Source organism: Streptomonospora sp. PA3 (genome assembly GCF_009728995.1).
Lineage (GTDB): Bacteria > Actinomycetota > Actinomycetes > Streptosporangiales > Streptosporangiaceae > Streptomonospora.
This window is the reverse complement of the sequence record NZ_VTZW01000009.1, coordinates 396,358-418,472: the sequence shown is the minus strand read 5'-3', so window position 1 is coordinate 418,472 and position 22,115 is coordinate 396,358. Positions and strand designations below refer to the sequence as shown.

Annotated in this window: 21 protein-coding genes; 15 read left to right on the top strand and 6 right to left on the bottom strand. The window is 72.2% G+C overall.

The window, feature by feature from the left end:
- Positions 1-105 precede the first annotated feature (105 nt).
- From FZ103_RS10210 to FZ103_RS10165, 10 genes are all read left to right on the top strand, one after another.
- On the top strand, positions 106-1,002 hold the full coding sequence (locus FZ103_RS10210) for a universal stress protein (protein ID WP_156000458.1): 897 nt from the start codon (positions 106-108) through the stop codon (positions 1,000-1,002).
- 220 nt (positions 1,003-1,222) lie between these two features.
- On the top strand, positions 1,223-1,969 hold the full coding sequence (locus FZ103_RS10205; protein ID WP_156000457.1) for an SDR family NAD(P)-dependent oxidoreductase: 747 nt from the start codon (positions 1,223-1,225) through the stop codon (positions 1,967-1,969).
- A gap of 49 nt (positions 1,970-2,018) precedes the next feature.
- Positions 2,019-2,207 (top strand): hypothetical protein, encoded by a 189-nt coding sequence (locus tag FZ103_RS10200; RefSeq protein WP_156000456.1) that lies wholly within the window; start codon positions 2,019-2,021, stop codon positions 2,205-2,207.
- A 17-nt stretch (positions 2,208-2,224) separates the two neighbouring features.
- A complete protein-coding gene (locus FZ103_RS10195) occupies positions 2,225-2,881 on the top strand; it encodes a CBS domain-containing protein (RefSeq protein WP_156000455.1) in 657 nt (218 codons plus the stop codon).
- Positions 2,882-2,960: 79 nt separating this feature from the next.
- The gene (locus FZ103_RS10190; protein WP_156000454.1) at positions 2,961-3,674 is read left to right on the top strand and encodes a CBS domain-containing protein; all 714 of its coding nucleotides are present in this window, start codon (positions 2,961-2,963) and stop codon (positions 3,672-3,674) included.
- Between the two features lie 269 nt (positions 3,675-3,943).
- Positions 3,944-5,470, top strand: coding sequence for an AAA family ATPase (locus FZ103_RS10185; protein ID WP_156000453.1), 1,527 nt, complete (start codon positions 3,944-3,946; stop codon positions 5,468-5,470).
- A 9-nt stretch (positions 5,471-5,479) separates the two neighbouring features.
- On the top strand, positions 5,480-6,082 hold the full coding sequence (locus FZ103_RS10180) for a CBS domain-containing protein (RefSeq protein ID WP_156000452.1): 603 nt from the start codon (positions 5,480-5,482) through the stop codon (positions 6,080-6,082).
- Between the two features lie 250 nt (positions 6,083-6,332).
- Positions 6,333-7,304, top strand: a complete 972-nt coding sequence (locus FZ103_RS10175) for an Acg family FMN-binding oxidoreductase (RefSeq protein WP_156000451.1) — start codon at positions 6,333-6,335, stop codon at positions 7,302-7,304.
- A complete protein-coding gene (locus FZ103_RS10170; protein ID WP_343233462.1) occupies positions 7,301-8,077 on the top strand; it encodes a DUF6544 family protein in 777 nt (258 codons plus the stop codon). The genes FZ103_RS10175 and FZ103_RS10170 overlap by 4 nt, the downstream gene beginning before the upstream one ends.
- 173 nt (positions 8,078-8,250) lie before the next feature.
- The gene (locus FZ103_RS10165; RefSeq protein WP_156000449.1) at positions 8,251-9,945 is read left to right on the top strand and encodes a GAF domain-containing protein; all 1,695 of its coding nucleotides are present in this window, start codon (positions 8,251-8,253) and stop codon (positions 9,943-9,945) included.
- A gap of 14 nt (positions 9,946-9,959) precedes the next feature.
- On the opposite strand, the gene FZ103_RS10160 is transcribed toward FZ103_RS10165, so the two are convergent.
- Positions 9,960-10,943 (bottom strand): universal stress protein, encoded by a 984-nt coding sequence (locus FZ103_RS10160; RefSeq protein WP_156000448.1) that lies wholly within the window; start codon positions 10,941-10,943, stop codon positions 9,960-9,962.
- A gap of 356 nt (positions 10,944-11,299) precedes the next feature.
- On the opposite strand from FZ103_RS10160, the gene FZ103_RS10155 reads away from it, so the two are divergent.
- Together FZ103_RS10155 and FZ103_RS10150 are read left to right on the top strand one after the other, a co-directional pair.
- Positions 11,300-12,049 (top strand): pyridoxamine 5'-phosphate oxidase family protein, encoded by a 750-nt coding sequence (locus tag FZ103_RS10155; RefSeq protein WP_156000447.1) that lies wholly within the window; start codon positions 11,300-11,302, stop codon positions 12,047-12,049.
- A 103-nt stretch (positions 12,050-12,152) separates the two neighbouring features.
- Positions 12,153-12,710 (top strand): DoxX family membrane protein, encoded by a 558-nt coding sequence (locus tag FZ103_RS10150; RefSeq protein WP_156000446.1) that lies wholly within the window; start codon positions 12,153-12,155, stop codon positions 12,708-12,710.
- Between the two features lie 127 nt (positions 12,711-12,837).
- Here FZ103_RS10150 and FZ103_RS10145 read toward each other — a convergent pair whose 3' ends face one another.
- From FZ103_RS10145 to FZ103_RS10130, 4 genes are all read right to left on the bottom strand, one after another.
- A complete protein-coding gene (locus FZ103_RS10145) occupies positions 12,838-13,623 on the bottom strand; it encodes a sulfite exporter TauE/SafE family protein (RefSeq protein WP_156000445.1) in 786 nt (261 codons plus the stop codon).
- A 42-nt stretch (positions 13,624-13,665) separates the two neighbouring features.
- Positions 13,666-14,256 carry a rhodanese-like domain-containing protein gene (locus FZ103_RS10140; RefSeq protein ID WP_156000444.1) on the bottom strand — a complete coding sequence of 197 codons (591 nt, stop codon included), beginning with the start codon at positions 14,254-14,256 and terminating at the stop codon, positions 13,666-13,668.
- Between the two features lie 32 nt (positions 14,257-14,288).
- Positions 14,289-15,683 carry an MBL fold metallo-hydrolase gene (locus FZ103_RS10135; protein ID WP_156000443.1) on the bottom strand — a complete coding sequence of 465 codons (1,395 nt, stop codon included), beginning with the start codon at positions 15,681-15,683 and terminating at the stop codon, positions 14,289-14,291.
- 217 nt (positions 15,684-15,900) lie between these two features.
- On the bottom strand, positions 15,901-16,170 hold the full coding sequence (locus FZ103_RS10130; protein WP_156000442.1) for a metal-sensitive transcriptional regulator: 270 nt from the start codon (positions 16,168-16,170) through the stop codon (positions 15,901-15,903).
- Positions 16,171-16,502: 332 nt separating this feature from the next.
- On the opposite strand from FZ103_RS10130, the gene FZ103_RS10125 reads away from it, so the two are divergent.
- From FZ103_RS10125 to FZ103_RS10115, 3 genes are all read left to right on the top strand, one after another.
- The gene (locus tag FZ103_RS10125; RefSeq protein ID WP_255429870.1) at positions 16,503-17,201 is read left to right on the top strand and encodes a CBS domain-containing protein; all 699 of its coding nucleotides are present in this window, start codon (positions 16,503-16,505) and stop codon (positions 17,199-17,201) included.
- 266 nt (positions 17,202-17,467) lie between these two features.
- On the top strand, positions 17,468-18,256 hold the full coding sequence (locus FZ103_RS10120; RefSeq protein ID WP_343233461.1) for an HAD-IA family hydrolase: 789 nt from the start codon (positions 17,468-17,470) through the stop codon (positions 18,254-18,256).
- Positions 18,238-20,631 carry a glycoside hydrolase family 65 protein gene (locus FZ103_RS10115; protein WP_186356087.1) on the top strand — a complete coding sequence of 798 codons (2,394 nt, stop codon included), beginning with the start codon at positions 18,238-18,240 and terminating at the stop codon, positions 20,629-20,631. The genes FZ103_RS10120 and FZ103_RS10115 overlap by 19 nt, the downstream gene beginning before the upstream one ends.
- Before the next feature lie 181 nt (positions 20,632-20,812).
- Here the strand turns inward: FZ103_RS10115 and FZ103_RS10110 are convergent, their stop codons facing one another.
- Positions 20,813-22,024 (bottom strand): NarK/NasA family nitrate transporter, encoded by a 1,212-nt coding sequence (locus FZ103_RS10110; protein ID WP_156000439.1) that lies wholly within the window; start codon positions 22,022-22,024, stop codon positions 20,813-20,815.
- Positions 22,025-22,115 lie beyond the last annotated feature (91 nt).

The window sequence follows — 22,115 nt, the reverse complement described above, 5'->3', positions numbered from 1 at the left end:
GTCCGGGTACAACGTCCCCCATGCCGTGGCCCTCGGCCGCTGCCTTTGGCGGCGCCGTCTGCCTAGCGTCGGCACTGAGCACTCAGGCGATGGCGGGAGGCTGTGATGAGCGAGAGAGCGGACGCGCCGGTTCTGGCGGCGGTCGACGGTACCGAGGCGAGTCTGCGTGCCCTGGACTGGGCGGTGGACGCGGCGCTGCTGCGCCACCGGCGGCTGCGCGCCGTCTACGCCTTCGACTGGCCGAATTACCACACGGTGCCCGCGGGCATACCGGACTTCTCGCTCGATGAGTTCGCCCGCCGCGTCGTCGAGCACGCCCGGGACCGAGTCCGCGAGCGGGCGCCGCACCTGCCGGTGGAAGCGGATTTCGTGGTGGGCGACGCTGCACCGATCCTGCTGCTGGAAGCGGCCGAGGCCGAACTGGCCGTCATCGGTTCACGCGGCCGCAGCCGCATCAACGCGGTGCTGCTGGGCTCGACCGGGATGGAGTTGGCCGCCACCGCGCGCTGCCCCGTTGTGGTGGTCCCCGACCGCGACCCCAAACCCGCGGCGGACCGGATCGTCGTCGGCGTGGACGGGTCGGCGTCAGCGGCCGCCGCGGCAGCCTGGGCCTTCGCCGCAGCCGCCGAACGCGGCGCGGCCCTCCGCGCCGTCGCCGCCCACGGCCCCTTCTCCAGCGGCCGACTGGGCTCATTCGAGGCTCCGGTCTACTACGGATTCGACTCCGCTGAGGCCGCGGCCGCCGCAGAGGAGGCCCGCCGCCGACTCTCGGAGTCGCTGGCAGGCCTACGCGAGCGCTTTCCGCAGGTCGCAGTGGAGGAGGCCGTGACCGCCGGGCATCCGGCCCGCGTGCTGGCCGACGCGGCCGAGGACGCCGATCTGCTGGTGGTGGGCACCCGCGGGCGCGGCGGATTCGCGGGGATGCTGATGGGCTCGGTGAGCCAGTCGGTGCTGAGCCACAGCCCGGTTCCGGTGGCGGTGCTGCGCGCCGAGGAGCGATGAGCCGCATTTGTGCCCTGCGGGACGGGGCCGCGCCCGGGCGCGGCCCCGTCCGTCGTTTCGGCTCTCGGCCCCCGGTCCGAGTCGTCCGAGTCATCGCGGTCGGCCTTAGGTCGCCGCACATCGGTACGAACGTCCGCCCGCTGCGGGTCCGCGGCCACTGTCGGGCGGATGGCAAACGGCGGAGTCTGGAATCAGGCAACGGAACGAAGGGACGCAGGTCATGACGACTTCGCACACACCCGCCGTACTGGTCACCGGCGGCGCCCGGGGCATTGGAGCCGCGACCGTGCGCGCCTTCTACGATGACGGCGCCGCCGTCGTCATCGGCGACGTGCTGAACGAAGAGGCTGCGCAACTGGCCAAGGAACTCGGGCGACGCGCACTGGCCGCCCACCTCGACGTCACCGACGCCGACAGCTGGGCCGCCGCAGTCCGCACCGCGGAGAAGGCTTTCGGACCGCTGAGCGTGGTTGTCAACAACGCCGGAATCCTCACCATGGGGCCGATCGCCGACCAGACCGAGTCGGATTTCCGCCGGACGCTCGATGTCGACTTGGTGGGCTGCTGGCTGGGCATGCGCGCTGCGCTGCCGAGCCTGCGCCGGGCCGGCGGCGGGGCGATCGTCAACGTCTCCTCGACGGCGGGTCTGCAGGGCTATGCCGGCCTTTCCGCCTACGTCGCCTCCAAGTGGGCCGTGCGCGGCATGACCAAGACTGCGGCACTGGAGTTCGCTGCCGATGGAGTGCGCGTGTGCTCGGTTCACCCCGGGCCGATCCGCACGCCCATGACCCAAGCGATGGACGACTCGGTCGCCGCCGGCCAACCCCTGCCGCGGTTCGGCCGCCCCGAGGAGGTCGCCGACATGGTGCTGTTTGCCGCACTGCGGGCGACGTACTCCACCGGGTGCGAATTCATCGTCGACGGCGGAGCGACGACGGGGGCCGTTGTCGCACTTCCCTCTCACTGACGCGCCCCGCATTGGGGACACGGTTCCACAGACCGAGCGGAGGCCCGCCATGCGCCAGATCGGCGAAGACTACCCACCGCCGCAGGCGTCGGCCCTCGAAGTCCGCGTGCAGCGCCTGGAGACCGCCGTCGCCGAACTCTCCGCCGCCGTGGAGCGACTCGCGTCCCGTCCGGGCGCCGCCGCGGCCCCGGCGAGTGAGGCGGACGCCGAAGCGGCGGACCACCCGCCGTACCCATGACCGAAGGAGCAGGGACAATGCTGGTGCACGAGATGATGTCGGTGCCCGAGGTGCTGTTGACCCCGGACACCCCGGTGCGCGAGGCGGCGCGGCTGCTGGCCGAGACGCGCTGCGACAGTGCCCCCGTCGTCAGGTCGGACGGCGCGCTGGCGGGCGTCCTCACCGAGAGCGACTTGCTCACCGACCACTTCGACGCCGACGAGGACGCTTTCGCCCGGGGACTGAGCGAAGCACCCGCGCCCGCCGTCCACAACGTCGGCGCAGCGATGACGCGTGCCGTGGTGACCGCTTCCGAGGGCGAGGACGCCTGCGCCCTGAGTCGGCGCATGTTCGAGACCCACATCCGGTGCGTGCCGGTGCTGCGCTCAGGGACAGTGGTCGGCGTAGTGCGCCGCCGCGACGTCATGTGTCTGGTGCTGCGCCCTGACGCTGACATCCGCGCCGACGTCCACGCCGCGATCGGCCGACGCGTGCCCGAGGCCCAGGGCCTGAAGGTGACCGTCCACGACGGGACCGTCGAGATCATCGGCCCCGCGGCGCCGCCCGCACGCCGCACCATCGCAGAGCTGGTACAGCAGCTCCCCGGCGTCCGCACCATCGAGTTCTCGGGACCCTCTGCCTCCGTGCACCACGACCGCGCCGACCAGCAGACCAGCGCAGCCGACGCGGTCTAGGACTCCGAAATCGCGGCGTATCGCTGGGGCACGCCGAAGTACTACTCACACAAGACAGGCACGGATCAAGGAGAAAACGATGCGAACGACGGTCGCCGACGTCATGACGGACGAGGTCGCTTCAGTCACCGAGGACACCGGCTACAAGGACATCGTGCACGCGCTTCTGGAACGGCGGGTCAGCGCGCTGCCGGTCCTCGACGGAACGGGCCGCGTCACGGGCGTGGTCTCCGAGGAGGACCTCCTGCACAAAGAGGAGTTCAAGGACACCGACCGCGATAGCAACTACTGGCCGCCCCTGCGCGCGCGTCTGCGCGCCAAGCTCACCGGCGTCGGCATGCTGGTCGAACGCTCCGACGAGAAGGCCATGGCCACCACCGCCGCCCAACTCATGACCAGCCCCGCGATCACCACCACTCCCGACGCCTCGGTCGTGGAGGCGGCCCGGATGATGGAGCGCCGCGGCGTCAAGCGGCTGCCCGTCGTCGATGTCAACAACAGGCCGGTGGGCATGGTCGGCCGGCGCGATCTACTGCGGGTGTTCCTGCAGAACGACGATGCCATCGCCGCCGCCGTCCAAGAGGAGATCGACTTCCTCGCCGGCACGGTCAAAGGCACCGACATCACCGCCGCGGTCGAGGACGGAGCCGTCACCCTGACCGGCACGGTCCACCACCGAAGCACGACGCACACTCTCACCCGGCTGATCAACCGAATCGAGGGCGTGGTATCCGTCGACAGCAAGGTCACGTGGGAGACCGACGACCTCATGCCTCCCTACGTAGGACTATGAGAACTGCGGCCGGTCCTCCGCCGCCGGGACCGGTACTCCGGCGGCGGAGCGGACGACGGCGCCCCGCGCGGACGGTCTACGTCCGCGCGGCACCGCGGCTTTGGGTGAGCGGGCGATCGACGGTGACCTTGGCCCCGACCGCCGCCGACCTCCGGTTCCTGACCCGGGCGGCAGCGCCGCGGTGAACTGGACACGCTGCCTTCGCGGGCGCGTCCGCATGCCCGACGAGGCAAGAGCAGCGGCGACCGCACCGAACAAGGACGGACCCCATGCCACCGACCGCCCCGGCGTTCACGCCCTATACAGCCGTCCACGAGACCCACGCGGGCGTGGTCTTTCTCGTTGGAGACCGCGCCTACAAGATGAAGAAGCCCGAGAACTTCGGGTTCCTCGACTACAGCACCCGCGAACGGCGCCTGGCGGCCTGTCATCGCGAGGTCGAACTGAACCGCCGGCTGGCGCCCGACGTCTACGTTGGCGTGTTCGACGTCAGCGATGCCGAGGGACGCGCGGTCGACCACCTGGTGGCCATGCGCCGCATGCCCGACGCGCGGCGACTGTCCACCCTGGTGCGCGACGGCTCCGATGTCGGTGCCCAACTGCGGCGCGTCGCCCGCGTCCTCGCCGCCTTCCACGCCGACGCCAACCGCGGCGATGAGATCTCCGCTCACGGAGCAGCTTGCGCCCTGCGGGGACGCTGGAGCGACAGCTTCGCTCAGGTGCGTGCGTTCCCGCAGGACGTGCTGGAGGGACGGACCGAGGAGATCGAGCGCCTGGCTCTGCGTTTCATCGACGGACGGCACGCCCTGTTCTCCTCCCGTATCGACCAGGGCCGTGTCGTCGACGGCCACGGCGACCTGCTCGCCGACGACGTTTTCTGCCTGGACGACGGACCGCGCATCCTGGACTGCCTGGAGTTCGACGACGCCCTCCGCTTCGTCGACGGCCTCGACGACGCTGCCTTTCTGGCGATGGACCTCGAACGGCTCGGAGCCGCCGAGGCCGCCAACTCCTTCCTGGATCGCTACGCCGACTTCGCCGGCGATCCCGCACCGACCGCCCTGTACCACCACTACATCGCCTACCGCGCGTTCGTGCGCGCCAAGGTGGCCTGCCTGCGCGCCCAGCAAGGCGGACAAGGCGCCGCCGAGGAGGCCCGCCTCCTTGCGGACCTCTGCCTGCGGCGCCTGCGTGGTAACGCGGTCCGACTGGTCGTCGTCGGCGGCACCCCGGCGACCGGCAAGTCCACGCTCGCCGGGCAGATGGCCGACCGCCTGGGCATGGTGCGTCTGAGCAGCGACCGGGTCCGCAAGGAACGCGCCGGGGTCGACCCGATGCAGTCGGCGGCCGCCGCCCACGGCGAGGGCCTCTACAGCGCCGAGAACACCGACACCGTTTACCGCGACCTGCTCGACCGGGCCCGCCGCCTGCTGGCCATGGGCGAGTCGGTGGTGCTGGACGCCTCCTTCGCCGACACCCGGCACCGCCGCGGCGCCCGGGGACTCGCCGAGGAGGCACGGGCGGACCTGGCGGAGATCCGCTGCACCGCACCCGACGAGGAGATCGATCGGCGTTTGGATCGGCGTGCACACGAGGCCTCGGTCTCGGATGCCGACGCCCGGATCGCCCGACGAATGGAGGCGGCCTTCGCCGAGTGGCCCGAGGCGGTCGTCGTCGATACCTCGAGGCAGGATCCCGCCGCTCCGGAAGACGTGCTCCCCGGAGCGCCGAAAGGGGACACTCGCCGGCGGCGCGTGACGATACGACCGAGCGCTGAGGAAACCGAGATCTTCTAGGAGTCAAACATGCTGGTCGCAGACGTGATGACCGCGCCGCGCGCGGTGCTCGCCCCCGATACGCCGGTGCGCCGGGCCGCCCGGCTGTTCGTGGAGCGCGGCGCGGCGGCCGCCCCGGTGCTCGACGAGGACGGCGTCCTGCTCGGCATCGTCACCGAGATCGACCTGCTGCGCGAGGGGTACGAATCCGATCCGCGCGCCTCCGCGTCGCCGGTGGCTGAACCCGACGTGCCTCTGCCGGAGCGTGTCGCCGACGTGATGACTTCCGACGTGGTCACGACGGCGGAGAACGCCGACGTGGCCCGACTGGTCGAAATGATGGTGCGCAACCGACTGCGGTGGGTGCCGGTGGTGCGCGACGGGCGCGTTGTGGGCATGGTCGGCCGCGGCGACCTGCTGCGCTTGCACTGTCGGCCCGACACCGAAGTCGGCGCCGACCTGCGCGCCGCGCTGGAAGCCGGTGCCCCCTACATGAAGCCGTGGAGCGCGGAGGTGCACGAGGGAGTCGTGCACCTGGCGCGTGCGGGAGCGACGTCGAAGCAGCGCCGTACGGCCGCGAACATCGCGCGGACGGTTCCGGGAGTCAGCCGTGTTGTCTTCGACCAGTCCTGAGGAGGGCCGATGCCGCGCTTCACAGGCGAACGGGGCCGGCAGCCGACTCGGACGGGACCTCCGGCACCCTTGGGACCAGCATCGGACCCTGCCGGTCCGGGCGCCGATGGGGTGTGCTGGAGGTGACAGACCACGCCGAGCACGGCAACCGCCCGACACCCCGCACGAGAGCGCGTCGGTCCGACCGCTCACGCTTGCAGATGCGCGAGCCGCAACCGCCGGCACTGCCGCAGACCGGAGCTGATGAACGATGAACTCACCCGACCTTTCCGCCACCGGCCACGAGGCACTGCAGGCCGCGCTGCGAGCCGGGGAGCGCGCCCCCTCGGTGTGCAACAGCCGTCCCTGGATTATCAGCGACGAGCGCGACCGCCTCGCCGTGATCGCCGACCCCGACAGCCGCTTGGACGTCGCCGACCCGCAATCCCGAGAACTGGTTCTCAGCTGCGGCGCGGCGCTCTACAACATCCGGGCCGCCTTGCGCGCCGAGGGCGTGATCCCCGAAGTCGCGATCCTGCCCGACCCGGACCGCCCCGGCCGGCTCGCCGAGGTCGCGGCGGGCCGCGCCGCCGAACCCGACGACGATACGCGGGCGCACGCCGCGGCCATCGCGCGGCGCCACACCCACCGCGGCCTCTTCACCACCGATGTCGACGACGTCGCCCTCGTGCGCGACCTGATCGCCGCCGCTGCTACCGAGGGCGCAGCCCTGCTTCCCCTAACCGACGAACCGCTCGTCCGCTCCCTGGCGGGGCTGGTAGCGGCCGCCGAGCACCTGCACCGCCACGAACGCACCCGATCCGACGAACTCGCCCGCTGGGTACGGCCCTCCGGCAGCCCTTCGCCTGAGGGAGTGCACGCCGAAGACTTCCCGGCCGACCCCGATGGCGCCCTCTTCGCCGGCCGCGACTACGGGCAGAAGCGCATCCGGGGCCTGCTCGACGCGCCGGGAGCGGTCACAGGCACCGTCGCGCTGCTGACCACGGCCGAGGACACCCGCAACGCCTGGCTGGCCGCGGGGCAGGCGCTGGAGCGGATCCTGCTGGCGGCCACGGCAGAAGGAGTGTCGGCCGCATTCCACACCCAGCCGCTGGAGGAGCCCCTCCTACGGTCCTTCATCGCCGAACGGCTCTGCGAGGATGCACACCCGCAGATGATCCTGCGGCTCGGGCGGCCGACGCCGCACGGCGCCCGACCCGCCGATTCCCCGACGCCGCGATGAGTCCGCGGCCGCACGTCCCCGGCAACCGCGCGGGAAATGCGGATATGAGGCGACACGAGCCGACCGGCCGAGCGGACGAGGGAACCGTACCGGATTCGGCCACGGGGCACGTGCCGGAGGCGGCCCGGCGCTACCTCGCCCACGCGATCGCACCGGGGACTCCGCCACTCCGTAGCGTTCGACTGCGCATGCACGGCTGGATCCGCGCCGGGATGTGGCTGCCCTTCCGCGCCGAGCAGGTGATCGACGCCGACCGGGGCTTCCTGTGGCAAGCGACCGTAGCCGGAGGGCTGCTGCGGGTCGCCGACCGCTATGACGACGGCCGCGCCTGGTTGCGCGTCGACCTGCTGGGCCTCATACCACTGCTCCGGGCGAAGGAGGGGAACCTGGCGCGCAGCGCGCTGGGGCGCGCCGTCGCTGAGCGCGTGTGGCTGCCGACTGCGCTCGTGCCCGACAGCGATATCGTCTGGAGCTCACCCGCGCCCGACTGTGCCGTCGCCACCGTGCCCACGTCCCACGGCGATGTGCCGCTCACGCTGCTGACGGACCACGACGGAGCGCTCCGCTCCGTCTCGCTGCCTCGGTGGAAGCAGGAGCGCGGACGCTGGTCGGAGGTTCCGTTCGGAATGGAGGTGCTCGCCGCGGCCACATTCGGCGGCGTGACCGTCCCTTCCCGGGGACGGGCGGGCTGGTGGTTCGGCTCCGCACGATTCAAGCAGGGCGAGTTCTTCCGCTTCACCGTCGATGCGATGGAGTTCGCGCCGCGAGGATGACGCGTCGTCACTCACTGATCTCCTCGTCCTCATCGAGGCCGGAAGACCGTTTCCCAGGGTGGACACCCCCACCCTAGAATCGGCACCAAGGGCACGGCCGCGGCCCTGTCTCGCGGCGCGCACCGGCGTCTCGGAGGTGAAACGTGTCCGGCGATGATTCCGAGACGGAACGTATGCGGATGCTGATTCCGCAGATGCAGCTCGACCAGCTGCTCTCCGAGCTGCAGAACCGCCTCAGCGCGGTGATGCTGACGCGCGACCGGGTGCATTCGCTGCTCAACGCGGTCGTCATGATCGGCACCGGCCTGGACCTGGAGACGCTGCTGCGCCGCATCGTCGAAGCCGCCATGGACCTGGTCGAGGCCCGCTACGGCGCGTTGGGCGTCATCGGCGACGACGGGGAGCTGGAGCAGTTCATCCCCGTCGGCCTCACTGAGGAGCAGATCGCCGCCATCGAGCACTGGCCCCAGGGGCGCGGCATCCTCGGACTGCTGATCAAGGAGCCGCAACCGCTGCGCCTGCGCGAACTGGCCGACCACCCCGAGTCCCGCGGGTTCCCCGCGGGTCATCCGCCGATGCGCGGGTTCCTGGGTGTTCCGGTCCGCGTGCGCGACGCGGTCTTCGGCAACCTCTACCTCACCGAGAAGACCGGCGGCGCCGACTTCGACGAGGACGACGAGGCCATCGTGGTCGCCCTGGCCACCGCCGCCGGCGTGGCCATCGAGAACGCCCGGCTCTATGAGGAGACCCGGCGCCGTGAAACGTGGCTGGCCGCCTCCGACGAGATCACCACGCGTCTGCTGACCGGTGCCGACCCCGATGAGGTGCTGCACTTGATCGCACGCAGGGCTCGCAGCATGTCCGACGCCGACCTGGTGGCCATCGCCGCTCCCGAACAGGCGGGCGAACGGTTGGGCGTCCGGGTGGCCGACGGGCCCGACGCGCCCTTGATCCGCGGACGCACCGCGGTGATCGACGGCACGCTCAGCGGGCGGGCGTTCCGCAGCGAAGAGCCCCTCGGCACCGACATCAGCCGCCCCGGAGGCGAGCCCGCACCCCTCCTGGAGGGACTGGGCCTGGGGCCTGCGCTGCTGGTGCCGCTGGGCGCCGGCGACAACGCCCGCGGAGTACTGATCATGGGCCGCAGTCCGGGCGCGGCGCCGTTTCCGCCAACCACCGTGCGGATGCTGCATACCTTCGCCGGCCATGCGGCGGTCGCACTGGAGCTGGCCGAGGCGCGCAGCGACGCCGAGCGCCTCAGCGTCCTGGAGGACCGCGACCGCATCGCCAAGGACCTGCACGACGTCATCATCCAGCGGATGTTCGCCATCGCCATGTCGCTGATGGGCTGCGTGCGCCGGATCGAGGCCCCGGAGCCCGCCCACCGCGTGCAGCAGGCGGTCGACGACCTGGACGACACCATCCGCCAGACCCGCTCGACCATCTTCGCGCTGCAGCACGCCAACGGCGACCGCCCCTGGCTGCGCAACCAGATCCTGGACGTGGTCAACGCCGCCACCGAGCCGCTGGGGTTCTCCGCCGACCTGCGGCTGGAGGGCCCCATCGACAGCCGCGTACCCGAGGAGGTGGGCGAACACCTGCTCGCGGTGCTGGGCGAGGCACTGTCCAACGTCGCCCGCCACGCGGCCGCCTCGCGGGTGCAGATCCGCGTCCTGGTCGACGACGCCGTCACCGTCGAGGTGACCGATGACGGCGTGGGCCTGACCGAGGGGGGACGCCGCAGCGGGCTGGCCAATCTCGCCGACCGCGCAGCCCGCTGCGGCGGCGCGTTCGAGGCCGAGCGCCGCCCGGGGGGCGGCACCCGCCTGTGCTGGAGCGCCCCCCTCGGCGAGGACGACCTCGCCTGACCGCGATCCGCGGTTCAGCGTTGGGCGCCGCCTTCGGGCCGCCGGCGGACCACCGCCACCGGGACCCGAGCGTGGTGCAGCACCGTCTGGCTCACCGAGCCCAGCAGCAGGCCCGCGAATCCGCCGCGCCCGCGCGAGCCCACCACGATGAGGTCGGCGCCGGCACCCTCGGCCAGCAGAGCGTGGGCGGGATGGTCCTCGACCACGGCTACGCGGACCGGGACGTCGGCGGTGTCGGCGGTGCGCGTCTGCTCCACCAGCGCGCGGACGTGCTTGTCGGCGCGCACGGCGGCGTCCTCGCGGTCGGTGACGTAGGCCGAGACGGCGAACGCCGTGGCGTCGAGGGGGGCCGGGATCATCCAGGCTCCCACGGCTACCAGTTCCGCGTTGGTTCGTGACGCCTCGTCCAGGGCGAAGCCCAGCGCGGCCTCCGCTCCGGCGGAACCGTCGACCCCTACGACCACCGTTCTGCCGGTCTCGTATCTGTTGGCCGCCTCGTCGTCCGCCGCCGCCACAGGATCGGGCACCACCACGACGGGGCAGGGGGCATGTGCGCTGACGCGGACGCCGACCGCGCCGAGGAACACCGATGCGACACCGCCCAAGCCGCGCGACCCCACGACCGCCATCGCGGCACGGCGCGCGGCGGCGAGCAAAGCATGGGAAGGGTCCAGTAAGGAGACCTCGGTGCGCACCGCCAAACCGGGGCGGGTCCGGCCGAGGTGTTGGACGCAGTCCTCCAGCAGGCGCTCTGCGTGAGCGGCGCTTTCGGGGGTGGGCGTCATGCGCACGGTACGGCCCAGCGGGACCGCGAACAGGGGCATGCTCAACGCGTGCAGTACGAGCAGGCCCAGCCCGCGGTCGGCCGCAGCCCGGGCAGCCCAGTCCAGCGCCGCCCGGCTCGCGGGCGAGCCGTCGACGCCGACGACGATCTCCGCCGCAACGTCCGGTGCGGGGACGGGTCCGCCGGGTCGGTCGGTTTCGGTGCCGGTGGTCATGATGTGGTCCTCTCATCCGGTGCCGCAGCGCCGTCGACCGGCCCGTCGGCTCTATGGGGCTGAATGACCGCGACACGCATGACGACGTGCTCGCTCCCGGTTTCCACGACCGCCTCCTCGGAGAAGCACCGAGCCGTGTGGTCGCGGTGTCGCCACCAGTCTCCGCGCGGCACCTGTGCCGCGTCAGCGCCATCGTTCCTGCAGCCGGAGGGCCTACGTCCCGAGCTCTCGGGCAGCGGGGACCTACGGCCCTCGCCGAGGGGCGCGACGCCCCATGGCGTGCCCTCCGCCACCGGCGCGACGATGCAGTGGAGGCCACGTTGAGCTGCAGGAACGGTGAAGGCAGAGGTAAGGCGATGAATGAAGGACGCAATGCAGACGGCGGAGACAGGTCCCGCCGTATTGCTCACCGCCGCTCCGAGCTGGGGTTGACCCGGGCCGAGGTGGCCGCGCGCGCCGGCATGGACCCGGGCTATGTGCGATATCTGGAGGAGCACCCGGCGCGCCCGAGTCGGGAGTCGCTGTACCGCCTGGCGCAGGCGCTGCACACGTCCCCTGACCACCTGCTGGGCGCCGACACCGACACCCCGCCCGGTGCCGCCTCCACCGCCGTGCCCCGGCCGCAGATCCGCGCGCTCTCCGCCGGCGAGTGCCGGGAGCTGATCAGCGTCGGCGGAGTCGGCCGCGTGGCGTTCGCCGAGGCCGCCGGCGCGGCTCCGCTCGTTCTTCCGGTGAACTACGGGCTCAGCGGCGACGCGGTGGTCTTCCGCACCGCCTCCGACGGAATCATCGCCCAAAACGCCTCAGGACCGATGAGCTTCCAGGTCGACCGGCTCGACGCCACCATGAGCGAGGGCTGGAGCGTGCTCGTGGCGGGGCGAGCCCGCCTCGTCGAGGACGCGGCCGAACTGGCCGCCCTGCGCGAGCACCACTCCCTGCGTCCATGGGCGGGCGGCGATCGCGAAGCCTGGGTCCGCATCGAAGCCGAGCAGGTCACCGGCCGCCGCGTCGGCGGACGCGCTTCCCACACGCCGAGCGGTCCGCTGTCCGCCACGGCGCCGCCCCGGCCCCACGGGGCGGGCAAGGGGCCCATGTCTCGGCGCTGAGGGGACCTCGGTCCCGCCGCGACGGTGCCCTCGCCCCTGCCGCCCCCAGGGGGATCCGGCGTTCTATGGAACCACCACCGCAGGCCCCCGAAAGGACAGGGACATGGCCTCCTACAACATCCACCGGACACCCGCCACGGCCCGCGCGGCCGATGCGGCCCGCGACATCGTCGACTCCCCGGCGGCCCGCGCCGTCTTCGCCGCCGCCCGGCTGGCGATCGGCTGGACCTTCCTGTGGGCCTTCCTCGACAAGCTGCTCGGGCTGGGGTTCGCCACTCCCGTCGCAGGGTCCTGGGTCGAGGGCGGAAGCCCCACCCGAGGGTTTTTGGCCGAGGCCACCGCGGGCCCACTCTCCGGGATCTACCAGTCCTTCGCCGGCGCCGCCTGGGCCGACTGGCTGTTCATGCTCGGCCTGCTGGGCATCGGCCTGGCCTTCCTGCTAGGCATCGGCATGCGCATCGGCGCGGCTTCGGGAGCGCTGATGCTGGTGCTGATGTGGAGCGCTGTCCTGCCGCCGGAGAACAACCCATTCATGGACGACCACCTCATCATGGCGCTGACCATGGTCGGCCTCGCCCTGATCCACGCGGGCGACACCGCGGGACTGGGCCGCCGGTGGGCCGCACTACCCATCGTGCGCCGCTACCCGGCCCTGCGCTGAACCAGGCGCCATACGGGCAGGGGCCGCCCGCCTCCGCCCGGATCATCACCGCCGGACCCCGCAGACCACTCGGCCAGCGGGGTTCGGCGCCTCCCTGGGGCGAACCGTCCACTCATCCAGGCGTCGCTCACGCGGTGAGCAGGCCGGGCGCCGTGAGGGCCGCGGCGGCCACGCCTCCGGCGACGGCCAGCACCAGGACGGCGAAGGCGCGCCGCAGGGGCGCGGCCGGGACGTTCCCGGCCACCCGTCCCGCGGCCAGTGACGCGGCCACGGCGGCAGCGGCGAAGACGGCGATGGTCTGGTAGTCCAAGCCGGAGACCGCACTTGCGTGGGCCGCCAGCCCCGAGGCGGCGTTGACGGCGACCACCACCAGCGAGGTGGACACGGCCTCGCCCGCGGTCAACCCGAGCAGCAGCGTCAGCGCCGGGACGACGACGAACCCGCCGCCGACCCCGAACATCCCGGTCAGGAACCCGACCCCGGCACCCGCGGCCAACGCCTTGGGCAGGCAGCTGCGCCAGTCGACGCCCCCGGCACGGGTGCGGCAGGCCCCGCCCTCTTGGGACCCGCTGCGCAGCATGCGCACGGCCACCACGACCATCAGCAGCGCGAACGCCAGCATCAGCCACCGGTCGGGCACCAGGCGCCCGGCCGCGGTCCCGACGAACGCGGCAGGCAGCCCGGCGCCGCCGAAGACCAGGGCGACCCGCCAGCGCACGCTGCGCTGCCGCAGCCGCGGAACCAACCCCGCCAGCGCCGAGGCCCCGACCACCACCAGGGACGCAGGTACGGCGGTCGCCATCGGCAAGCCGACGCCCACAACCAGCGCGGGCACCGCCAGGATGGAGCCGCCTGCGCCGAGCAGCCCCAGCAGGACTCCGATCACCAGACCGAACGCGAGCGCCGCGGCCATCGCCGTCACCTCCCGTCCCCCGCCGCGGTGATGGCGCGCATCTCAGCCCCGTTCGCCGGCGGGCGCGGTCAGCGCGCTCAGCGCCGCCGGATCGCCGCCGGCCGCCGCCCGGTTCCACGGCAGCAGGGAGAGCGCCCGCGCCATGGCACAGGTGTCGGTGACGGCGGCGACGACCAGCCCGGCACCGACGGCGGCGGCCAGCCACTTCACCGGCTCGGCGAGCAAGCTGGCCACCACGGCCAGCAGGACGATCGTTCCGGCCGCCAGCCGTACCTGGCGCTCCATGGCCCAGGCACCGCGCCCCCGCACCAGCGGCGCGTCGGCGCTCTCCCAGGCCGCGATGCCGCCCCGCAGCACGTGTACGTCCGCCAAGCCCGATTCGGCGACCAGCCGGCGGGCCTCCTCCGCGCGCGTGCCGCTGCGGCAGACCAGGACGACCGGGTCGCCGTGGGCGGCTCGAAGCCCCCGGCGGTGCTCGCGCAGCAACTCGAGCGGGACGTTGCAGGACCCGGTGATGCGGGAACCCGCGAACTCGCCGGGCGTGCGCACATCGATAAGCCGTGTGGCGGCGTTGTGCGCAAGCAAGGTGCGGGTCTCGTCGACGCCGATCTCCGCGCCGGAGCCGTGTGACATTGACGGATGTCCTTTCGGTGCGGTGCGGAGGTTCAGGCCTGGGCCATGGGCGCGCCGCTCGGTGCGGCGTTGGCGAAGAAGTCGTCGATGAGCACGACGTCGCGGCCGGCCCCGTCCAGCAGGGACGCCGCCGCTGCGGCGCGGTAGCCGCTGCCGCAGTGCACCCACACGCGCCCGGGCGGGATCTCGTCGATGCGGCGGGCCACCTCGGGCAGCGGGATGTGCACGGCGCCGGCGATGTGGGAGGCGTTCCACTCGTTGTTCAGCCGCACGTCCAGCACGACCTCGCTCTGGCGCGACGGCTCCTCGGTGCCCTCGGACAGGACCGCGGCCAGGTCGGTGAAGTCGGCGGAGGCCAGGTGGCGGATCTGGCCGGGGTCGGCGGCGAGGTCCTCGGGCGAACCGCTCGCCGCGGCCTCGATACGGTCGATGCCGATGCGTACCAGTTCGCGCTGGGCGCGGGCGATCTGGTCGGGGGAGTCGCCCAGCAGGGTCAGCGGGGCGCCCCAGTCGATCATCCAGCCCAGCCAGGTGGTCATCGGGCCGTCCAGACCGAGGCTGACGGTGCCGGCCAGGTGTGCCTGGACGTAGGCCGTGCGGTGGCGCAGGTCGACCACCCATTCCCCCTTCTCCAGCCGGCGGCGCAGTTCGTCGGGGGCCGCGCGGTCAGGGGAACGCAGGTCGACGGGTTCGGGGCCGGTCAGGTTGGCCACGCCCATGTGCGCGTAGTAGGCGGGATAGGCGTCCAGCCCGGCCAGCGCCTCGGTGACGAACTCCTCGGCGGCCAGGCGCAGTGCGGGGTTGGACCGCTTCTCCTGCCCGAGGGTGGAGTCGTCGGTCTCGGCCGGGGCGGCGGTGCAGAAGCTGCCGAAGCCGTGGGTGGGCCAGATCGCTGCGCCGTCGGGCAGCACGTCGGCCAGCCGGCGCGCCGATGCGTGCTGGTGGCGGGCCAGCGTCTGGGCGTGTTCCTTGCCGAGGAGGTCGGTGCGCCCGGTCGTACCGAACAGCAGGGACCCGCCGGTGAACACTCCTTGCGCACCGCGGGGGCTTTCCAGCACGTAGGAGAGGTGGTGGAAGGTGTGGCCCGGCGTCGCCACCACGCGCAGCCGCATGCCTCCGGAGACCTCGACGGTGTCGCCGTCGCTCAGCGGGGTGTGGCGGAAGGGCACGTCGTCGGCCGCCGCGACGCCGTAGTCGGCGCCGGTGAGCCGCGACAGCTCCAGCCCGCCGGAGACGTAGTCGTTGTGGACGTGGGTCTCGACCACGTGGGTGATCTCCACACCCAATCGGCCGGCCAGGGCGAGGACGCGGTCGACGTCGCGTTGCGGGTCGACGACCACCGCCACGTCGCCGTCGGTGGCCAGATAGCTGCGATCACCCAGCGACGAGGTCTCGATCACCTCGACGCGGATGGCGTCCGGGTTCATGCTGATCACTTCCTTACGGTCGTGCCGCCGGTGGGCGGCTGCTCGGCGCGCGGGTAGGCGGCCCCGGGGATGAAGCGGGCGGCTCGTCCGACTTGCGGCGCAGTCCTCGCCGCGCGGCGGCGACGCTCGGCCCCCGGAAAACCACCCAGCGCTCCACACCCCCGGGGGTATGTAAAAGGCAAAAGAGAACGCGGCGTGCCCACACGCCGCGTTCGCCTCAGGCCAGCGCGAGGAAGAGCTTCTCCAGTTCGTCCTCGGTCATGGGCGGCTCGTCCCCCTGCTCGCGCGCGGCTTGGCAGTGCCGCATCCCACTGGCCACGATCTTGAATCCGGCCCGGTCCAGCGCCCGCGCAACCGCCGCGAGCTGGGTGAGCGTCGCCGCACAGTCCTCACCGTTCTCGATCATCGAGATCACACCCGACAGCTGGCCCTGGGCGCGGCGCAGCCGGGTGAGCGCATCGCCCACCAGGGCAGGGGACATCTCCATGGTTCTTCACCGCCTTTCGCCGGGTCCAACGATACCCCCGCCCGTATCTATTCCCGACGCTTCCGCACTCGGGTTCCACCGCCAGGTGAACGGAAACAGGCGTCGAACGCGTTCCCGGTTCCCTCGCGGCCTCGCGTGCTGGGTTTCGACCCGTGGGACGGAGGTCCCGTGCTCACAAGTGCAGAGGTCGCGTGTCTGCGGGCGTGCCGCCCCTGTCAGCGAAACCCGGCACCGGCGGATCGTGGAGACGTGGAAGCGATAGGCCACGGACGCCCGAAGGACTTCCGTGACAGAAACGGGGGGACCCGATGGACAGCACAGTCGGCGACGTCATGACGACCGACGTCGCCACGGTCGATGAGGCCGCAGGATACCGGGATACTGTCCGTACGCTGGTGGAAAGGCGGGTCAGCGCCTTGCCGGTGCTCGACGCGGAGCGCCGCGTGGTGGGCATTGTCAGCGAGGAGGACCTCCTGCACAAGGAGGAGTTCGCGGACAATGGCGGGCTCCGGGCCTACCGGCCGCCGCCCCGGGCCCGTATGCGTGCACGGCTGGGTGGCGGCGGCGTCCTGGCCGAACCCGCCGAGGAGAAGGCGGCGAGCACGACCGCCGCCGAGCTGATGACCCGCCCGGCGGTTACGGTGGCGCCGACCGCGTCGGTGGTCGAGGCCGCGCGGCTCATGGAGAAGCACGGTGTCAAACGCTTGCCGGTGGTCGACGACGACGGCCGGATCCTGGGTATCGCCGCCCGCCGGGATCTGCTGCGGGTGTTCCTTCGAACAGACGACGACATCGCCGACGCGGTCGAGCGCGAGATCGGCGTGGCGACAAGCGCGGTCAGCGGCACCGCGGCAGCCGCCTCGGTCCACGACGGCGAGGTCACACTCACAGGCTCTGTCCTGCATCGCAGCACTGCCCAGTGCCTGACCCGGATGACCGCGGGACTGGAGGGCGTGGTCTCGGTCGACAACCGGATCACCTGGCAAATCGACGACGTCCTGCCGCCCTACATCACCTGGCGCACACTCTGAGGGGCTTGCGACCCCGCCGCGTAGCGCCGGAGCGCGGCGAAGCGGGCGGTCTCGGCCGCCACGGCGAAGGTACCAACGACCCCGACTCGACGGGCCGCAAGGCCGTGCCGACGCGGGGCTTACGACGCCCTGCCAGCCGTCCGATGTCCCTGGTCGGACGCCCGGAGTTTCAGTCGAATGGAGAAGGAGGGCGTGCGGCGGTCATCGGATCGGCGGCCGGCGCAGCGACGCCGTCCACCAGGAGGACCGGGGTGAGGGAAGGCGACGTGGGGCACACGAGTGACGCTGTGATCGCGTTGGAGGAGGTCACTGCGGCGGCTTTCGACATGGACGGCGTCCTCACCGACACCGCCTCCGTCCACGCCGCCGCCTGGAAGCGCACTTTCGACGACTTTCTGCGCACCCGGCAGAGCAGCGAGGGCGGGCGATATGTCCCCTTCGCGTTGCGTGAGGACTACCTGGACTACGTCGACGGCCGCTCACGGCTGGACGGCGTGCGCACCTTCCTCGCTTCGCGCGGGATCGTCCTGCCCGAAGAGGGGACCGCCGATGCGAGCTCGCTGACCGTCGCCGCGCTCGGCGACCGCAAGGAGCGCTACTTCCTGGACTGCATCCGCACCTACGGGGTCAGCGCCTACCCGTCGACGATCGCGCTACTCAAGACCCTGCGCCAGGCGGGTGTACGCACGGCGGTCGTCTCGGCCAGCCGCAACTGCGCGTTGACCGTCAAGGCGGCCGGCGCCGCCCATCTCTTCGACGTGCGCGTCGACGGCCGCGACGCCGAGCGGCTGCACCTGCCCGGCAAACCCGACCCCGCCCTGTTCCTGGAAGCCGCCCGCCGGATGCGGACGCCGCCCGCCCGCACCGCCGTGTTCGAGGACTCCCTGGCCGGAGTCGAGGCGGGTGCGCGCGGAGGCTTCGGCCTGGTCGTCGGGGTCGACCGGGCCGGGCAGGCCGCACAGCTCCACGCGCGCGGCGCCGACGTCGTGGTCTCCGACCTCGCAGAGCTGAGGGCAGCCAGGCGGAAGGAGGGCGAGTGGACTCCTGGACGCTGACCTTCGAGGGGTTCGACCCCGCTCGGGAGGGCCTGCGCGAAGCGCTGTGCACACTCGGCAACGGCTACCTCGCCACGCGCGGCGCGGCCCCCGAGTCGGCGTGCGACGGCGTGCACTATCCCGGTACCTACATCGCCGGCTGCTACAACCGCACCACCTCTCGGATCGCGGGCCGGGAGGTGGAGAACGAAGACATGGTCAACGCCCCCGACTGGCTGCCGCTGACCTTTCGCACGGACGGGGATCGATGGCTGGGCGAGGACGGCGCGGAGGCGACCGACCAGCGCCTCGCGCTCGACATGCGCACGGGTGTGCTCACCCGGACGTTCCGCTACCGCGATGGCGCCGGCCGCACCACCCGCGTCCGCCAACGCCGCCTGGTCTCCATGGCCGAGCCGCACCTCGCGGCCCTGGAGACCGAGTTCACCCCGTTGGACTGGAGCGGAACCCTGCAGGTGCGCTCGGCGCTGGACGGGACCGTGACCAACGCCGGTGTGCTGCGCTATCGGCAGCTCAACGGCCGCCACCTCCTGCCCTGCGGGACCGGAGGCTCCGCGCCGGCGGAGACGTGGCTGCGTGCGGAGACGACCGCCTCGGGGACCGGTATCGCATTGGCGGCGCGCACCCGCGTGACAGGCGGGCCCCAGCCCACCGCGGAGTCCGTGGAGCGCCGACCCGACTGGATCGGCTGCGACCTGAAGATCGAGGCCGTCCGCGAACGCCCGGTGACCGTCGAGAAGACCGTCGCGCTGCACACCTCCCGTGATCGCGCCATCAGCGACCCTCTCACCGCCGCGCGCGCCGCACTCGCCCGGGTGCGCGGATTCGCCGACATGCTGCAGGCCCATACGCTGGCCTGGCGCCACCTGTGGCAGGAATTCGCGATCGACACCGGCGGCGCCGACGACCGCCGGATCCTGCGCCTGCACCTGTTCCACCTGCTGCAGACCCTTTCGCCGCACACCTGCGACCTGGACGTCGGCGTACCTGCGCGGGGCCTGCACGGCGAAGCGTATCGGGGCCACGTGTTCTGGGACGAGCTGTTCGTGTTCCCGCTGCTGAACCTGCACCTGCCCGAGACCGCGCGGGCGCTGCTGCGCTACCGGTGGCGCCGGCTCCCCCGGGCTCGCGCCGCCGCAGCCGCCCACGGCCTGCGGGGAGCACTGTTTCCCTGGCAGAGCGGCAGCGACGGCCGCGAGGAGACGCAGCGACTGCACCTCAACCCGCGCTCGGGCCGCTGGCACGAGGACAACTCCCACCTGCAACGCCACGTCGGCATCGCGATCGCCTACAACGTCTGGCAGCACTACCGGATCACCGGCGATGCGGCCTTTCTGGAGGAGTTCGGCGCGGAGCTGCTGCTGGAGACCGCCCGGGGGCTGGCCGGCCTCGCGACCTACGACCGCCGCCTGGGCCGCTACGTGATCCGCGGGGTGATGGGGCCCGACGAGTACCACGACGGCTACCCCGACAGCGACCAGCCGGGGCTGGACGACAACGCCTACACCAACGTCATGACCGTGTGGGTGCTGCAGCGGGCGCTGGAGGCCCTGGCGGAGCTGCCCGACACGGCGCGCCGGCGGCTGAGGGAGCGGGTCGGGCTGACCGGGGCCGAGACGAGGCGCTTCGCCCGGATCACCGACCGGATGCGGGTGCCCTTCCACGACGGCGTCATCAGCCAGTTCGCCGGTTACGAAGACCTGGCCGAACTCGACTGGGCCGCCTACCGCAGCCGCTACGACGACATCCGCCGCCTCGACCGCATCCTGGAGGCCGAAGGCGACACCTGCAACCGCTATCGCGCCTCCAAGCAGGCCGACGTGCTCATGCTGTTCTACCTGCTCTCGGCCGAGGAGCTGCGGGCCCTTCTGCGAGGGTTGGGCTACCGCGACCGCGCCGACGATCCTGAGCTAATCCCGCGCACGGTCGGCTACTACCTCGCCCGCACCTCCCACGGCTCCACACTCAGCGCGGTTGTGCACGCCTGGGTGCTCTCCCGCACCGACCGGGCGGCCTCCTGGGGCTTCCTGCGCGAGGCCTTGCACTCCGACATCGACGATATCCAGGGCGGCACGACCGCTGAGGGCATCCACCTCGGCGCGATGGCCGGCACTGTCGACGTCCTCATCCGCTGCTACACCGGCCTGTCCTTCCAGGACGGGATCCTGCTCCTGAGGCCCGCTCTGCCGCCCGAACTGCCGCGGCTGTCCTTCTCTTTGCGTTACGCGGGGCATCGCAGCGTGCGCCTCGACATCGACGCCGCCCGGGTGCGGGTGACCGTCCCCCCTTCAGCGCTGCCGCCGCTCACGGTCGAGTGCCGCGGCCGATCGGCCAGCGTGACCCCGGGGACCACACGCGTTGTGCCCGTCCGGTGACAACGGCTCCCCGCACAGGCGCCGCGGGGCGCCTTCGGCGGCAAGGGAGCGGTACCCCGTCTTCCCCGGCTTTTCCTGCACGAAGTGGAGCTGCTCAGGGAGCGCCTGCAGCTGGACCAGCCGCTCGAGTGCGCCACCGCCATAGGTCCCGCGCCCCGGTCGGGGTAGGAGTCGCGGTCCATCAGGCGCTGGGCGCCCGGCCCTGAACGCCGCGGAATGCGCGGGAGGTGTACAGCGCCACGGCCAGTGCTGCGCAGGCCAGCAGGATGAACCCGATCGTGTAGGCCCCGGTCAACTCCAGCACGCCCCCCATCACCATGGGCGGGAAGTAACCGCCCAGTCCTCCGGCGGCCCCCACCATGCCCGTGACCGTGCCCACACGCTCGGGCTCCACGAGTCGGGCGACGAGCGCGAAGACGCCGCCGGTGCCCAGCCCCAGGGCGAAGGCCGTAAGCACGAAGACGGTTCCGGCCGGGATCTCCGCGGGAGGCTGGAAGGCCAGGACCACGGCCAAGGCGGCGGTTCCGAAGAAGGAGATCTGGCAGACCCGTACAGGGCCGATCCGGTCCGACAGCACCCCGCCCAGGGGGCGGGCGAGGATGGCCGTGAACGAGAAACCCGCCGTGCGCAGCCCCGCCTCGGTCTGGGCGAAGTCGTAGGCGGTGTTCAGCAGGGTGGGCAGGTAGGTGGAGAACGCCACGAAGCCGCCGAAGGCGATCGCATACAGCAGCATGTTCTGCCAGGTCGCCTTGATGCCGAGCGCCTGCTTCATCCGCGGCAGCACAGGGGCCGTGCTGGGCCGCCAACCGGGCGGGTCGGTGCTGAAGAGCAGCATGACGAACCCCATCGCGGCCAGGGCCGCCGCCATCAGAACATGCGTGGCCGTTATCCCGAGGAGTCCGGCGAGGTAAGGGGTCAGGAAGGCCGACAGGGCGGTGCCGCCCATACCGGCGCCGAAGACGCCGGTGGCGAAGCCGCGCCGCTCGGGCGGGTGCCACGCCCCCACGAATGGAATGCCCACCGCGAAGGAGGTCCCGGCGACGCCGAGGAAGAAGCCGAGTGCGAGCAGTGCCGCGTAGGAGTCTCCGAAGAAGCCGAGGAGTAGGACAGGCACGATGGAGACGAAGCAGACGGCGGCCATCATCGCCCGCCCGCCGTAGCGGTCGGTGAGGGCGCCCACGGGTATGCGCCCCAGCGAACCGACCAGCACGGGGAAGGCGATCAGCACCGACGTCTGGGTGGGCGTCAAGCCCAACCGTTCGCTGTAGGCCGGCGCCAGCGGTCCGACCAGGTTCCAGGCCCAGAACAGCAGGGTGAACGCGGCGGTCGCCAGCGCGAGGTTCGCTCCGGCCGCGCGCCCTCGGGCAGCGGGACGGGTCGCGTCGGTACTCATCGCCGTCCACCTCCAGGTCGTTCGTTGTCGTGCGCGGACCGCGGAGCGGCCGGCGGCATCGCGGATCCCGCACCTCGGGCCGGCGCGGGGA